General features: G+C 64.0%; 14 protein-coding genes and 1 pseudogene. 8 read left to right on the forward strand and 7 right to left on the reverse strand.

Going from position 1 to position 13,947, the window contains the following annotated elements; translation table 11 throughout:
- Window positions 1-88: 88 nt before the first annotated feature.
- The 3 genes from KVT37_RS20900 to KVT37_RS20910 all read right to left on the reverse strand — a co-directional run bounded on the left by KVT37_RS20900 (window position 89) and on the right by KVT37_RS20910 (window position 3,537).
- Window positions 89-811, reverse strand: coding sequence for a 3-keto-5-aminohexanoate cleavage protein (locus KVT37_RS20900; protein ID WP_217576548.1), 723 nt, complete (start codon window positions 809-811; stop codon window positions 89-91).
- Between the two features lie 166 nt (window positions 812-977).
- The gene (locus KVT37_RS20905; protein WP_217576550.1) at window positions 978-1,910 is read right to left on the reverse strand and encodes a dimethylarginine dimethylaminohydrolase family protein; all 933 of its coding nucleotides are present in this window, start codon (window positions 1,908-1,910) and stop codon (window positions 978-980) included.
- A gap of 31 nt (window positions 1,911-1,941) precedes the next feature.
- On the reverse strand, window positions 1,942-3,537 hold the full coding sequence (locus tag KVT37_RS20910) for an amidohydrolase (protein WP_217576552.1): 1,596 nt from the start codon (window positions 3,535-3,537) through the stop codon (window positions 1,942-1,944).
- Window positions 3,538-3,619: 82 nt separating this feature from the next.
- Between KVT37_RS20910 and KVT37_RS20915 the strand changes: the two genes are divergently transcribed.
- The 5 genes from KVT37_RS20915 to KVT37_RS20935 all read left to right on the forward strand — a co-directional run bounded on the left by KVT37_RS20915 (window position 3,620) and on the right by KVT37_RS20935 (window position 8,616).
- A complete protein-coding gene (locus KVT37_RS20915; protein WP_127228293.1) occupies window positions 3,620-4,507 on the forward strand; it encodes a LysR substrate-binding domain-containing protein in 888 nt (295 codons plus the stop codon).
- A gap of 162 nt (window positions 4,508-4,669) precedes the next feature.
- Window positions 4,670-5,764: an ABC transporter ATP-binding protein gene (locus KVT37_RS20920; RefSeq protein WP_217576554.1), complete on the forward strand. Its 1,095-nt coding sequence runs from the start codon at window positions 4,670-4,672 to the stop codon at window positions 5,762-5,764.
- Between the two features lie 68 nt (window positions 5,765-5,832).
- Complete coding sequence (locus tag KVT37_RS20925) at window positions 5,833-6,948, forward strand: ABC transporter substrate-binding protein (RefSeq protein WP_217576556.1); 1,116 nt, start codon at window positions 5,833-5,835, stop codon at window positions 6,946-6,948.
- A 22-nt stretch (window positions 6,949-6,970) separates the two neighbouring features.
- A complete protein-coding gene (locus KVT37_RS20930; protein WP_112101393.1) occupies window positions 6,971-7,804 on the forward strand; it encodes an ABC transporter permease in 834 nt (277 codons plus the stop codon).
- 5 nt (window positions 7,805-7,809) lie between these two features.
- Entirely contained in the window at window positions 7,810-8,616 is an 807-nt protein-coding gene (locus KVT37_RS20935; RefSeq protein WP_217576558.1) for an ABC transporter permease, read from the forward strand.
- A gap of 477 nt (window positions 8,617-9,093) precedes the next feature.
- Here KVT37_RS20935 and KVT37_RS20940 read toward each other — a convergent pair whose 3' ends face one another.
- Window positions 9,094-9,453, reverse strand: a complete 360-nt coding sequence (locus KVT37_RS20940; RefSeq protein WP_040988334.1) for a helix-turn-helix transcriptional regulator — start codon at window positions 9,451-9,453, stop codon at window positions 9,094-9,096.
- A 424-nt stretch (window positions 9,454-9,877) separates the two neighbouring features.
- Here KVT37_RS20940 and KVT37_RS20945 point away from each other — a divergent pair, with 424 nt between their 5' ends.
- From KVT37_RS20945 to KVT37_RS20955, 3 genes are all read left to right on the forward strand, one after another.
- Window positions 9,878-10,072: a hypothetical protein gene (locus KVT37_RS20945; RefSeq protein ID WP_127228299.1), complete on the forward strand. Its 195-nt coding sequence runs from the start codon at window positions 9,878-9,880 to the stop codon at window positions 10,070-10,072.
- Between the two features lie 108 nt (window positions 10,073-10,180).
- A complete protein-coding gene (locus KVT37_RS20950; protein WP_217576560.1) occupies window positions 10,181-10,426 on the forward strand; it encodes a DUF982 domain-containing protein in 246 nt (81 codons plus the stop codon).
- Window positions 10,427-11,144: 718 nt separating this feature from the next.
- Entirely contained in the window at window positions 11,145-11,387 is a 243-nt protein-coding gene (locus KVT37_RS20955; protein ID WP_217576562.1) for a DUF982 domain-containing protein, read from the forward strand.
- A gap of 56 nt (window positions 11,388-11,443) precedes the next feature.
- On the opposite strand, the gene KVT37_RS20960 is transcribed toward KVT37_RS20955, so the two are convergent.
- The 3 genes and pseudogenes from KVT37_RS20960 to KVT37_RS33985 form a co-directional block, all read right to left on the reverse strand.
- Entirely contained in the window at window positions 11,444-11,836 is a 393-nt protein-coding gene (locus KVT37_RS20960) for a RidA family protein (RefSeq protein ID WP_217576564.1), read from the reverse strand.
- A 556-nt stretch (window positions 11,837-12,392) separates the two neighbouring features.
- On the reverse strand, window positions 12,393-13,352 hold the full coding sequence (locus KVT37_RS20965; RefSeq protein WP_217576567.1) for a glycosyltransferase: 960 nt from the start codon (window positions 13,350-13,352) through the stop codon (window positions 12,393-12,395).
- Between the two features lie 104 nt (window positions 13,353-13,456).
- A pseudogene (locus KVT37_RS33985) lies at window positions 13,457-13,684 on the reverse strand (DapH/DapD/GlmU-related protein); the annotation flags it as partial.
- Window positions 13,685-13,947: the final 263 nt, after the last annotated feature.

The following is a 13,947-nucleotide window of genomic DNA, read 5'->3' on the forward strand; positions in this document are numbered from 1 at the left end:
CGGAGCGGGGGCCTTCGTAGGGCGCTCCCCTCTCCGTCTCGGCTTCGCCGAGCCACCTCTCCCCACTTCGTGGGGCGAGGAACCCGGGTCACGCCCGGCGATAAATCCGCACCGCCGCAGCCACCAGCGCGGCGTTGCCGTCCGCCACACTGCCGTTCGGCAACTCCTTGCCATCCTCCAGTCCGACCCGCGTCGACAAGTTTCTTGCCGCCGCTTTCTCCACGAAGGGCCAGACCGTGGCGTTCTCGCCATGCAGCAGGATCGAGCGGCGGATGCCGGCGCGTTGCAGCACCTTCTCGATGCCGTCGGCCACGGCAAAGGCCTCGTCCTGCGCCTGTTCGGAAATCTCGATCAGCACGCGCAGCACCCGGCCGCCATGATCGAGGCCGACCAGCCGTTCGGCGTCGGCGATGGACGCCAATCCAGCCTCGATGCCGATGCCGCGCTGGCGCAAGCTTTCCATGACGATGGGCGCCGCGGTCTCGCTGAGATTGACCGAAGCATAGTCGGGCAGCTCGCGCCAGCCGGAGATGGCGACAAGCGTGCGCAAATCGTCCTTCTCGATCCAGGCGCCGGTGGAGACGCCGATCAGCGTGCCCGGACAGGCACGGCGGAGCGCTGCGACCGTCCTGTCCATCGCTTCGGGCGCCAGGCTCTCCCGGCCGTCGGCGCCGCGCGCGTGGACATGCAGCTCGGCCGCGCCCGCCGCGATCGAGGCGGCGGCGGCGCGCGCCATCGCCTCGGGGTCGAGCGGCAAAGCTGGATGAAAGTCGGCGGGACGGGCACCGTTGATGCAGGCCTGGACGATCATCTTCGCGGCAATCCTGTTTCGGCTGGCGTGAGCCTAGCGCAGGATCGGATTGGCCGGAACCTGAGCGATGAAATCTCCTGACAGGCCGGGGAAAGCAAAATCCCCCTGGCCTGACGACCAGAGGGATAGGTGTTCATCGTGGGCGACTACCGAATTTCGAAATCCTTTACGCCGGCACGCGCTTCAGCGCCTGCGCCATGCAGTGAATGCCGCCGCCGGTCTTGGAGATCTCGCTCATGTCGACGGCCGCGACCTCGAAGCCTTGAGCCTTCAGCTTTTCGATCAGCGTCTTGCTGGAGGTCGGCGCGATCACCCTGTCCTTGCCGAGCGACATGAAGTTGCAGCCGAGCGCCATCGTGTCCTGGAAGGGCACGTCGATGATGTCGTGGCCCTTGCCCTTCAGCCAGTCGACGATGCCCGGCTCAGTGCAGGCGAGGCAGACAGCGGTGAGTTTTTCGGCGATCGGTACCACCATCAGGTCGATATGGACGTAATATTCGTCGATGAAGGCAAGGCGCGTCTCCCAGCCCTCCTTCTCGAACCAGGCCTGCACCTGGCGGGCGCCCTCTTCCTGGGTGCGGGCACCGCCGCAGCCGATCAGCACGACGCCGTCTTCGATGACGTTGAAGTCGCCGCCCTCGAAGGTGCCGGCCGTCACCATGTCGTAGATCGGGATGCCGAGCTTTTCATAGGTGCGGATGGCGGCGTAGTTCTCGCCGCGCCGCCACCAGTTGGCCATGGCGGTGATGAAGGCGCCGTAGGGCGTCATGACGCTGGAGTCGCGTGAATAGACCTGCATCGGCAGTTCCGGCGTCGGCTCGTGCCAGTGGATGTTGACGCCGAAATGCTCGTAGGCAGCGACCAGGTCCTTGTGCTGCGCCTGCGCGATCTGGACGTTGCAGGGCGCCTCGCGCAGGTGCTTCCGCGACAGCGAGCTGGTCGACAGATGGCGCAGGAAATTGGGCGAGCCGAGCAGCACATCGGTCAGCACATCGGTCTCGTTGGCGAAGCCCCAGGCGGTCAGCGGCTTGGTGCCGCCATTGGGGTTGCGGCGCTGCAGCGAGAACGGCTCGGCGACGATGCGGTCATGGACGGTCATAGTGTTCTCCTCGAGCTAGGTTGTTGGTCGGTCATGCGGTGGAAGCGGCCGGAATCCACCAGTCGCGCCCGCGCGGCGTGGTGACATATTCCGGCCAGCGGAAATTGATCGGCGCCTCGTAATCACAGAGCGGCGCAATCCAGTTCGAGCCGCCGGCGCCGCCGCCGGTGCGCTCGACGAACTCGTCCATCGCGGCGTCGCGCGCAGCCTTGTCCTCGAGCAGGCGCAGCGCCGTCAGCGCGACTGTCTTGGCAGCGCATGTTACCATCGGATCGATGGTGGTGGGGATGCCGCCCAGCGCGTTCATTGCCCAGGACGGATAGGCGTGGCCGCTTGCCGAGCGCAGCGCTGGGCGGGCGATATAGAAGCGCGATGTCGGCGCGTGCCAGCTCATGTCGGTATAGTCGTCGGAGGTGGAATTCACCTGCGACGGTGGCAGGTCGCGGCGCAGGATCGCCTCGGCCTCTTGCGGCGTGATCAGCCGCTCCAGCTCATCGATGAACGGATTTTCCGTCGCCTCGCCGCCGGCATTGACCTGGACCTCGCGGGCAATGGCTTTGGCCTCTTCGCTCCATTGCGGTGCGCCGACCGTGGCGAGCGAAGCGTAAGTGATCCCGGCCAGGGCGTGGTTGGCCAGCCCCGGCCGCGACTTCGACACCCAGTGGCGCTCGTAGCGGCAGCCGCTCATCTTCGCAGCCGCTTCGGCGTTGCGATCGAGCACGGCGGTCACCTGCTCGGCCATGGCAATGGTCGGCACACGGATCATGTACTGGATCTCGGCAAGGCCGGCCGGCAGGTTGTCGGCGGTCGCCTGCCCTGCCGTCAGGATCGCCTCGCTGATCGACCAGCCGCCCTGATGGGTCAGCATGGAATCGCGCAGCGCCTTGGAGGCCATGTACATCATCATCAGCGCGTCGTTGGCGCCCGGCGCCCTGACCGCGGAATGCGCCTGCGGGATCGGCGCGCCATCGCTTGCCGCGCGGCCCCAATTTTCGGGCTCATCGCAGATGAAGCGGTAGATCATCGCGTAAGCCGCGCCGCAATGCGTGTCCCAGCGCGCCGTGTTGCAGAGCGGCAGCATGTAGAAGGGATGGAAGGAGATCATGCCGGCAAGGCCGTCATAATAGCCTTTTGCCGCATGGATCGGCTTCGAGCCCCTCACCTTCTCCGCCGGCTCGCCGGTGAAGCGCAGGGTGCCCTTGATGCGGTGCTCGAGCATCGCCGCCTTTGTGGCCAGAAGCCCGCCGAGGCTGCCGATGCCGAGACCCGAATGCGGATCGGTGTGACCGCCGGCCTCGACACCGAGACCCGGCCTCGGCTGCTTTACCGTCGTGGCATCCTGGCAATTGCCGGGCACGGCGTCGTACTCGCCATACATGCCGATCACCGGGCCGTCGCCATTCGTCCAATGGGCGCAGAAGGCCGTCGGCATGCCGCCCGAGCCTTCCTCGACCGAAAAACCTTCCCGCTTCAGCCGGTCGACATACCAGGCCGCGGACTGGTACTCGCGCCAGGCGGTCTCGCCGAAATCGAAGATGGTGCGCGTCCAGGCCGACAGCAGCGGCTGGATGCTGTCGATGCAGGCAAGCGCGGTCTCCTGCGCGGAACTCGTCACCGGTTTGTCCATGACGCAAAGAAAGCAGTGAAGCGGCTCATCAAAAAGTGATATGTTTTCCCGGTTCGTGCAAATTCGGTTCACCTGAGGCCCCTTGCGCATACCATCCACGCAGGCGCTGCGCGCCCTCGACAGTTTCGCCCGTCATGGCAGCGTCTGGCGCGCCGCCGACGAGCTTCACCTCACCCGAAGCGCCGTCTCGCATCAGCTGCGGCTGCTCGAACGCGATCTCGGCTTCGATCTCCTGCAGCGCATCGGCAAAGGCGTGGCGCTGACGCCGCGTGGCCAGCGCTATGCGGCCGATGTCAGGAAGGCGCTGACCGTGCTCGGCGACGCGAGGACGCAGAACAGCGGCGCCGGGGTCGGCGGTTCCTTCGCCATTTCCTGTCCGCCAGGCTTCGCCTCGATGTTCCTGTGCACCCATATCGGCGAGTTCCAGCAGATGTATCCGGACGTGACGCTGTCGGTGCTCACGCCGCGACGCCTCGACGACGTCTCAAATCCGGATGCCGACGCCTTCATCGCCTTCGGCGTCGGCAACTGGCCGAACCGGGCGGTGGAGCTGCTTTGCGAGGTCTCCTTCACGCCGCTCTGCAGCCCGAGGCTGCTCAACAAGGTCGGCGGCTTTTCCAAACCCGCCGACGTGCTGCGCGCCAGCCTGCTGCATCTCAGCGACACCGAGGACTGGGCGCGCTGGCTGGCGCTGTCCAAGGTGGAAAATCCCGATACCGAAGGCGGCATCTTCTTTTCCGACATGAACCTCGTCTTCTCGGCGGCGATCGCCGGCCAGGGCATCGCGCTCGGCGACGAGCTGACCGGCCGCCAGGCGCTGAGCGAAGGCAGGCTGGTCAAGCCTTTCGAGGCGACCGTCCCCTCGCCGCGGTCCTATTACCTGGTGTTCGAGCATGCAAAGGCCAGGCACCCGGTGCTCAACGCCTTCAGCGACTGGCTGAGGGCGAAGCTGTCGGAGAGCAGGCTTTAGGCAACTGGCTAATCTCCCCCCTTGCGGGGGAGATCAGCAGCTTCAGCGCCGACCTATCCCGCTCACCCGTGAATCAAATTTGCCGATCAGGCGAAAACTATTCGGTTGCGGTGAGCCGCAGCCATGCCTACGATTTCATTGGGAACTGAGGAAAGAGCCAGGATGCAGCAACCCGGCCGGGCCGCAGAAATCAAAGCGAACGGGATCGGCAAGAGCTTCGGCTCATTCCGGGCACTCGACAATCTGTCGCTCGATATCGGCCGCGGCGAGTTCCTGACGCTGCTTGGCCCTTCCGGTTCCGGCAAAACCACCTTCCTGATGATCCTCGCCGGCTTCGTGCAGCCGAGCGAAGGCAAGCTTTTCAGCGACGGCGTCGACATCACTCACCGCCCGGCCGAGCAGCGCGCCGCCGGCATGGTGTTCCAGGGCTATGCGCTCTTTCCGCATATGAGCGTGGAGCAGAACATCGCCTTCCCGCTCAAAGTGCGCAAGAAATCCGCATCCGAGATCAAGCAACGCGTCGGCGAGATGGTCGAGCGCGTCGGGCTGAAGGGCCATGAGAAGAAACTGCCGGCGCAGCTTTCGGGCGGCCAGCAGCAGCGTGTGGCGCTGGCCCGTGCGCTGGTGTTCGAGCCGGGGGTGCTCTTGCTCGACGAGCCCTTCTCGGCGCTGGACAAGAGCCTGCGCGGCCAGATGCAGGCCGAGATGAAGCGGCTGCACCAGGAGACCGGCACCACCTTCGTCTTCGTCACCCACGACCAGAGCGAGGCGCTGGCGCTGTCGTCGCGCGTCGCCATCTTCAATCATGGCAAGCTTCTGCAGGTCGGCAGGCCGGACGAGGTCTATGACCGGCCGGCCAATCGCTTCGTCGCCGAGTTCCTGGGCGAGATCAACATGCTGCCGGTGAAAGGCGTCAAGCCCGCCGACAATGGCGCCACCGGGCTCTGCGAGGACCGCGCAGTCAACATGCGCTGCAAGGCGGAAGCGATAAAGGGCGATGCGATCCTGGCCATCCGTCCGGAGGACATGTCGATCGCTGCGGAAGCGTCGGCCAACCAGAATGGCATCGCGGCAACGGCCATCGCCTCGACCTATCTCGGCGCGGCGACCAAGCTCGACCTCACCACGCGCCAGGGCGCGAAAGTCACCGTCTCGGTGCCGAACGAGGTCGCGGCTTCGGCGCTCAGCAAGGGCAATTCCGTCTGGCTGACCTGGCCGGCCGAAAAAGGTTTCCTCCTTCCGGACGGAGGACAATGAGCGCTGCTGCGGCCTGAATTCGCCGCACCGGCTTCCGGATCAGATCAACGACAACAAGGGGAACTGACATGACGAACGATACCAAGAAACTGGCGATGGAAAATCTTGCCGAGCGGGCGAAGCGCGGCGAGATCTCGCGGCGCCAGTTCGCGCAGCTTGCGGGCCTGGTGCTGGCCGGCACGCCGATGCTGTTGCGCTCGACCGGCGCCTATGCAGAAACCAAAGGGCTGGTGCTGGTGAACTGGGGCGGCGACGCTATCACGGCCTATGATGCCGCCTACGGCCAGGCCTTCACCAAGGACACCGGCATTCCGGTCAAGATGGACGGCTCGGGCCCGACCGAAGGCGCGATCGCCGCGCAGTTCAAGAGCGGCGCGCCGACCTGGGACCTGGTCGACGTCGATCCGTTCTCGGCCATCACGCTCGGCGGCCAGGGCATGCTCGAGCCGATCGACTACAAGGTCGTCGACAAGAGCAAGATGCGGCCGGGCTTCGGCTGGGAATTTGCGGCTTCGACCTACTTCTTCTCCTATGTGATCGCCTACGACTCGCAGAAGTTCGGCTCCAACGCGCCGACCGGCATGGCCGACTTCTTCGACGTCAAGAAATTCCCCGGCAAGCGCTCGCTCTACAAATGGGGCGTGTCGAGCTGGGAAGCCGCTTTGTTGGCCGACGGCGTGGCGCCGGCCTCGCTCTACCCGCTGGATCTCAAGCGCGCGCATGACAAGATCGCCGCCTTCAAGGAAAACGTCGTCTCCTATTGGGGCGGCGGCGCCGAGAGCCAGAGCGTGCTGCTCAACGGCGAAGCCTCGATGGCGATCGTGTGGTCGACCCGCGCCTCGCTGATCGAGCAGGATTCCGGGGGCCAGATCAAGTTCATCTGGGACCAGGGCCTGATCTCGCCCGGTGCGCTGGCCGTGCTGAAGAACAATCCCGGCGGCAAGGACGCCGCAATGAAATTCATCGCCAGCACCCAGGATCCGCAGAAGGAACTGGTGATGTTCGACAAGCTCGGGCAGGGCCCGGCCAATCCGGCCACCGATGCGCTGATCCCGGCCGACAAGAAGCGCATCAACCCGGTCGATCCGGAGAACATGAAGAAGCAGATCGCGCTCGACATGGAGTGGTACGCCAAGAACTACGGCGCGGCGCTCGACGAATACACCAAGATCATCTCGGCCTGACCGGGCCGAGAACTTCTTGGCGATGAGAGGCACCCTCTCCGACAGGATGGGCGCGGCGCTGTTGATGGCGCCGCTGCTCCTGTTCCTGATCCTTGCCTATGCCTGGCCGTTCCTCGGCGTGGTGAAGTGGAGTTTTACCCTCCCCACCCCCGGCCTCGGCCAGTACCACGCTTTGCTCACCGACGAGCTGGTGCAGTCGGTGTTCATCCGCACGTTGCGCATCGCGGCGATCGTCACCGTGGTTTCGGTCACCGCCGCCTATGCCATCACCGTGGTGTGGGTGCGCGGCAGCCCGGTGCAGCGCGTGCTCGCCGAATTCTGCATCCTGGTGCCGTTCTGGATTTCGGTGCTGACGCGCGCCTTCGGCTGGGTGGCGCTGCTCTCCAACCGCGGCCTGATCAACACCTGGCTGCAATCGATCGGCTTCATCTCCGAGCCGCTGACTTTGGTGCGCAACGAATTCGGCGTCATCGTCGGCATGTCGCATTTCCTGATCCCGTTCGCGGTCTTCCCGCTGGCATCGGCCATGCGCAGCCTGGATGAGCGTGTGCTGCTCGCCGCGCGCGGGCTGGGCTCCAGCCGCATGCGCACCTTCTGGACGGTGTTCGTGCCGATGACGCGCTCCGGCATCATCGGTTCGGCGCTGATCACCTTCGTCTTCTCGCTCGGCTTCTTCGTCACGCCGGCGATCCTCGGCGGCGGCCGCTCCGTGATGATCGCTGAGCTGATTTATCTGCGCATCTTCCAGAGCCCGGACTGGGGGCTGGGTGCCGCGATCAGCGTCGTGCTGGTGGTGTTCGTCGGCGCGCTGATGGCGCTGCTTTTCCGCTACGTCAAACCGAAGCAATTGGTGTAGCCAAGATGCCGACCTACCGCCCCGGTCCCGTCTCGCTCGCCCTCGCCGTGCTGGTGGCGCTGTTCCTGCTGATGCCGCTGCTTGCCGTCATCCCGGTGTCGCTGACGCCGAGCCGCATGCTGGCCATGCCGACCGGTGAGTTGTCGCTGCGCCATTATCGCTCGCTCATCGAGGATCCGCGCTGGCTGGACTCGATCCTGCTTTCGCTCAGGATCGGCATCGTCAGCAGCATCCTATCGACAGTGCTTGCCCTCACCTTCAGCCTGGGCGTCTGGATGTTCCAGCCGCGCTTCACCGCCGCCCTTGTCGGCTTCGTGCTGCTGCCGATGGTGGTGCCGCCGGTGGTTTCGGCGGTGACGCTCTATTTCCTGCTCACCTCGGTCTCAGGCCTCACCTCGTTCTTCGGCTATGACACGTGGCTGGGTGTCGCCATGGCGCATTCGGTGATGACGGTGCCATTCGCCACCGTGCTCATCCTGGTGTCGCTCAGCCAGCTCGACCGGCGCATCGACCTTGCCGCGCGCGGCCTTGGCGCCAGCGTGTGGGAGCGCGCGACGCGCGTCATCATGCCCAACATCAAATTCGGCATCGTCACCGCGGCGCTGCTCTCCTTCGTGCTGTCCTGGGAAGAGATCGGCGTGACGTTGTTCATCACTTCGGTCAACGCGATCACCCTGCCCCGCCTGATGTGGATGGGGCTGCGCGACAACATCGACCCGGCAATCGCGGCCCTTTCGGTGATCCTGATCATCATCACCGTGCTGGTGCTCATCGCGCGCAGCCTGATCACGCGGCGCAAGGCATCGGCATAGGCGCCACCGCGCAGTTCCCATGCGCCGCTTGAAACGAAAGAGGCCCGCCGGGAGCGGCGAGCCTCTTACGGAGCCGGAGTGGAAGGTCCAGCGCCGTCATGATCCGGGGGTGTGGATCGCCTCGAAATTTAGCCAACGGGGCTCGGCCGAGCCACTTACAAATCTGTAATCTTCGGCCGGACGGATCGGTCGCCAGCGCAAGAAATCCCTGTTCTATCAACATCTTGCAAGAGACGGTCGATTTCGAAGCAGCTCCTCTCAAGCAAACGTGATGAACCATCCGAGCGGCGCGGCAGGGTCGGTTTCAAGCTGTGCCAAAGGTGAGCAGGCGCCGCAACGCGGTCCGTCTTTTTGCGGTTCCGCGTCATTTCGAGCAATTCCAGGAAAAGTGCCTCGCGGTTTTCCGTCCGGAATTGCGTGAAGGCAGGCGCCGCGCAGACGAAGGCCCCCCGGCCTCGTCCGTGCGTAGCAGTCGGATCAGGCGGCCTGCGGCCGCCGCATCCTCTCGACAAAGGCCTGCCTTGCCGGTCCGGCAAGCGGCTTGTCCATGGCCAGCAGGCCGTCGAGCAGCGCCAGGAGTTCGCGTGCTGCCGAAGACTTGCAGGAATAATAGACCATCTGACGATCGCGGCGGGTTTCAACCAAGCCAAACCTGCGCAGTTTGGCCAGGTGTTGCGACAGCGCCGACTGGCTGAGTTCGACCTTGTCGGCGAGCACGCCGACGGAGAGTTCGCCCTCGGCGAGGTAGTTCATGATGAGCAGACGCTTCTCGTTGCCCATCACCGCAAGAAAGGCTGCCGCGCTTTCTGCGTTGGCGGTTAGTTTCTTGGTGACCATCGATTTCCCCATGGTTCATGCTCTTCCGAAGGCCATGGGGGCAATGGCTTCAGAGTTCCAGAGCGTTGATTGGCCTGCCCCGATTTGGACACGGGACCTGCCCTGCTTCTTTTCAACCAGAACCCCTTCGTAACCCGGTTGCCACCACGTCGGAGTTGCTGGTCAGGGACAAAATGCGCGGCGCTTTTCCTCGCCAAGTCAATGCAGACTCGGAAAAATTCCGCACTGCTAATGCGTATCAGCGCTGCGCTCTTTCGGCAAGAATATAACGAGGAGCGCAAAAAACAGCGGCCAGAAGCAGAGCGAAGAAGCACGCTAGCCGCCAAGCCCGGCTCCTGCCGCGATGTTGCCGCGACTCACTCCCAACCTGGAAGCGTGGTAATATTAGCCGGGCAAAAAAGCGGTCGAGCCAGAGGAGGAAGCCATGTCCGCTGTGCGCAACACATTCACCCCCGATGAGACGGCCATGCTTGGCCGTGTCTATGAGAACGGCAATGTCGAGGGCGAGACCGCAGAGCAGAAGGAAGCACGTGCCTCGCGCATCATCGCCAATTACATGGCGGGCATCACCGACGAGGCGGAGCTGATCGAGCTTTCGCGGAGGCCGCTCGGACGATGAGCAGCGTGCGCCGCCTTCGTGAGACGGCTTCACGTCAAGTTGACGTTTCGGAACGCAACTCTACGGTAAAATATATCGTGTTCCGACATATTTCGGGAGAGTTCAGCGATGATCCAGGGATGGTTTTCCAAGCCGGTGGAAGTGGCCGTCGGCGTAGCGGGCTCTATCCGGCATATCTCCAACGCCGAGCAGGCCGTCGAATTGTTGACCGGCCAATGGCGCGACGCCGGCAGCGCCCTGCATGGCGCGGCGTTGCGCGCCTGCCGCCGGGCGATCAGCGGTGACGTCGCGGCGGACAATGCCAGGGAGGCCTTCGTCAGCGCGGCACGCGAGGCGCATGTGCTGGTGGAATGAGCGGGGCCGGTGTTCCGCAGCCTGCCTAGTGCGTGTCACCGTTTCACGGAAATGGCGAAACGCACTATCTCCTTGTTTTTACGCAGTTCCGGACGGAAGGCTACGGCGAAGTCGCCGAGCCTAACCGCTCACACTTTTCCTGGAATTGCTCTATCGATAGAAAAGCCATAAGAGCACCAGCATCGCGAACGCTGCCGGAGAGAGCAGGATTGCGGCCCGAAAGATGCACATGGCCAGGGAAAGCGGCGTGAACATGCCTGGCGGCGCCGAGCCCTACCGATCGCGCGGATTGACGGAAAACCGACGCGCAGTTCGAAATGCGCGCATCGGTTCCGCCTCGACATGTGCACGGTCCCGCCGGGTCTCCTCGTAAAGTCCAACGGCGGTCGCCATCAAGGTCGCGGCGGTCATGGTGAATGCAAGCACAGCGATAAGCATGAGGTCTTCCCGCGTTTCATCAACCTGCCGGAACGATTAGCGCCGTCCGCGAGGGTACGGCCAGTGACTTTGGTCACGCGATTTTTGGCCCCCTCGGGCCGCCTGTCCATCGCGTCGTGACCCGCTCCGAACGCGGTCCGCCACAAGCTCGAAATTCTTCGGAACCTAATGCGCACTGGTTGGTTAACGCGCGGGTCGGCAATCGCCCTCGGCCCGCAGCGCCGCCATCCAGTGCCGCTTGCTTGCCCAAAGAACAATCATAATAAGAACGGAGAAAGTGATGAACGATGTCTGGTTTTCCGAACCGGTCGTGATCGATTTCCGGCCAAACGGCCAGCGCAAGGTGTCAAGCTGCTTCGAGGCAGTGGAGTGCCTTGACCAACGTTGGCCCGGACAGGCGCGCGACGGCGCCTGGCGCTCGGCCAGCCGCGTCTGCCGCGACGCGCTCGACGGCCTGCGCAGCCCGGTGGAAGCCCGCAAGACGCTGCGCAAGGCGGCCAAGGTCGCCGGCCTGCTCGCCTAGTCCCTCTCGTGTCTGATGAAGACGCGGGCCGCAGACGCTAGCTCCTGGTGGTCTCGTCAAATGACCGCTATCGCGTCGACCTCTATGAGATAGCCCGGAGACATTATCGCCACGCCGACAATCACATTCGCCGGTTTGTGATCTCCGAACAGCGAAATCTGCGCTTCCTCGATGATCGGAACGTGTTCGTCGCGATCATAGTCGACGACGTAGATCGTGATCTTGCAAACCTGCTCGGGCCGTGCGCCTGCAGCGCCGAGCGCGCGGCCGAGATTGCCGAATGCCAGGCGCGCCTGCGCCGCAAAATCACCACGCCCGACGAGCTTGCCGTGGATGTCTTCGGGCTGCTGGCCAGAGACGAACACCAGCCTGGATCCGGTCGCGACGACAACCTGTGAGTAAATCTCCGGAGTTGGCAGATCGTCCGGGTTGATGAGTTCGAGCGGCATACGATATCTCCTGTTTCGATCAGCTGAAATCGACATTGGCGATCACCGCGCGCCCGGCACGCCGGACGATGCTAGGCGTCGGCGCTGATGCGGGCGGCGATCAGCGGCATGATGAGGCCGTTTCGTTCGAGTGTGACGATAGAGCCCGCCGGACACCGCGCGGCGCCTGCCCTTCGACTCATCCGTCTATTCGTTGCGGGCCTCCGGCAAGGAGGCGACGATGAGGATACGTTACCGGACCGAGCTGAGACAAGCCGAGCACGACGAACAGGCATGCGCGCGCGCTCAAATGACTAAACCCCATTGGCCACAGCCGGCACCAACCCGCCATGGAAAGGCGACCGCTGGATGGCAGCCGAAGCGACGACCGACGCATACTTTCGGGAGCGGCAACAACGCTCCCGGTTGGGGAACTTGAAAACGCCGGTCGCTGGGCTTCGGGGCGCCTGTTTGTTCAGGCCTTTTCATTTGGGCGAGTCGGGCGCCGGACCGCAACGCGAGCGCCGGAGCGTGGTAAACGGCCGGTTACTATCCACAGGCCGCCCGCTGCAGGTGGTCAGGCGAAACCGCCAAGCACTTCCGGAAACTGGACCGCCATAGCGCCTTCATCCGCCTGGACGGCGTAGATCCGGTGCATCTTCGTGCCGTCATACCTGGCCCGGCGGCGCTGCAAGTCCTTGCCGAAGAGACCGGCAACGACGTCGAACCGCCGCAAGAGGCGCTTCGTCACGCCGCGTTCGAAAGGTATGCGCTGCTCGAAGGGCTTGCCCCAGGGCGTGTCCCTGGCCAGATCGCGCCAGATCCTCAGCGCTTCGAGCTCGACCCCGACCTGGTTGCCCCACGGCTTGCCGCCGGCGAAGTGCCTGGCCCAGGCCTGCGAGAAGCGGAACTTCCTCGTTCCCAGCGATTGCAGGTTCCAGTTCGGATGCATCGTCTGCCATTTGCCCTCGAAGACGACGTTGAGGGCATTCTGGTCGTTCATCCTGCCCTGAATGGCAGTCTTGCGCGTGCGTTCCAGCAGCCCATCGGCCCGGACGGCGTTCATATCGAAGACCACGACGCCGGAATTGAAATAGGGCGCGCCCGGCTTCAGCCCGAGCTTTTGCCGGTAGGACGGCCGCAAATACATGTAGTCATCATGTGCGGCGAGCATTGGGGCGGACAGCGCCTGCCCGGCCAGGTCGTTGATATCCCTGTTGAACAGAACATCGCAGTCTGTGTAGGCGATGCGGTCATATTGCGCGAAAACGGGGAACTGGTCGGCGAAAAGACGGGTATAGGCCGCGATGCTGTATGTTCCGAAGCGGAAGCCGTAATTCGTCATGAAGTCCGCGACGTCGACCAGTTCGACCTTGCCATTCAAAAGATGACGGCCGGCTTCCAGATCCGTTTCGCTCGCGCCGGTGTAGAGCAGATAGCCGTCGACCCGCGCGGAGACGTCAACGATCCGACGCGCCGCCAGGCAGGCATACGGAAAATATTGAGCATCCGCCGCCAGGAAGAAGCACTTAGTCATTCGCACCGCGACCCTTATTTCGCCGCGGTGCCTGCCACAAAATGCTTCTCGACGAAAGCCTCGATCGGGCCGGTGAGCACGGCCGCCTCGCGTCTGACCTTATCGTCGTCCCAGCGCCACCACTGGATTGCAAGCAGCTTCGATATGATCTCCTCGGAGAAGCGATATCTGATCAGCCGGGCCGGAGACCCGCCGACAATGGCGTAAGGTGGCACGTTGCTGGTGACGACGGCTCCGGCGCCGACAACCGCGCCGTCGCCGATCTCCACGCCTGGCAGGATCATCGCGCCGTTGCCGATCCAGACGTCATTGCCGACGCTGATGCCAGCCGGCTTGCTGTCCAGCGCGATCGGCTCCGGCTGCTTCAGCAACCGGCTGTAAATTGGAAACGACGTCGCGCTCGCGGTCGGATGCTGACCGGAGCAAATGAAGAGCACCCGGCCGGCAATCGAGCAGAAGGCCCCGACCCGCAGCGGGGCATCCTTCAAGGGAAACAAGACCTTTCGCCAGGTCACGCCATAAGTGTGGCGGCCGACCGTCACATGCTCCGGCAATCCGGAGCGCAAGTCCCTCAGCCATTTGGAAAGCGCCGACA

The sequence above is a fragment of the Mesorhizobium sp. GbtcB19 genome, from assembly GCF_019091085.1.
In the GTDB taxonomy this organism is placed as follows: Bacteria; Pseudomonadota; Alphaproteobacteria; order Rhizobiales; family Rhizobiaceae; genus Mesorhizobium.

Coding starts and splice junctions, on each gene's coding strand:
- KVT37_RS20900 (WP_217576548.1), bottom strand. CDS start 811: ATGATCGTCCAGGCCTGCATCAACGGTGCCCGTCCCGCCGACTTTCAT.
- KVT37_RS20905 (WP_217576550.1), bottom strand. CDS start 1,910: ATGACCGTCCATGACCGCATCGTCGCCGAGCCGTTCTCGCTGCAGCGC.
- KVT37_RS20910 (WP_217576552.1), bottom strand. CDS start 3,537: ATGGACAAACCGGTGACGAGTTCCGCGCAGGAGACCGCGCTTGCCTGC.
- KVT37_RS20920 (WP_217576554.1), top strand. CDS start 4,670: ATGCAGCAACCCGGCCGGGCCGCAGAAATCAAAGCGAACGGGATCGGC.
- KVT37_RS20925 (WP_217576556.1), top strand. CDS start 5,833: ATGACGAACGATACCAAGAAACTGGCGATGGAAAATCTTGCCGAGCGG.
- KVT37_RS20930 (WP_112101393.1), top strand. CDS start 6,971: ATGAGAGGCACCCTCTCCGACAGGATGGGCGCGGCGCTGTTGATGGCG.
- KVT37_RS20935 (WP_217576558.1), top strand. CDS start 7,810: ATGCCGACCTACCGCCCCGGTCCCGTCTCGCTCGCCCTCGCCGTGCTG.
- KVT37_RS20940 (WP_040988334.1), bottom strand. CDS start 9,453: ATGGTCACCAAGAAACTAACCGCCAACGCAGAAAGCGCGGCAGCCTTT.
- KVT37_RS20945 (WP_127228299.1), top strand. CDS start 9,878: ATGTCCGCTGTGCGCAACACATTCACCCCCGATGAGACGGCCATGCTT.
- KVT37_RS20950 (WP_217576560.1), top strand. CDS start 10,181: ATGATCCAGGGATGGTTTTCCAAGCCGGTGGAAGTGGCCGTCGGCGTA.
- KVT37_RS20955 (WP_217576562.1), top strand. CDS start 11,145: ATGAACGATGTCTGGTTTTCCGAACCGGTCGTGATCGATTTCCGGCCA.
- KVT37_RS20960 (WP_217576564.1), bottom strand. CDS start 11,836: ATGCCGCTCGAACTCATCAACCCGGACGATCTGCCAACTCCGGAGATT.
- KVT37_RS20965 (WP_217576567.1), bottom strand. CDS start 13,352: ATGACTAAGTGCTTCTTCCTGGCGGCGGATGCTCAATATTTTCCGTAT.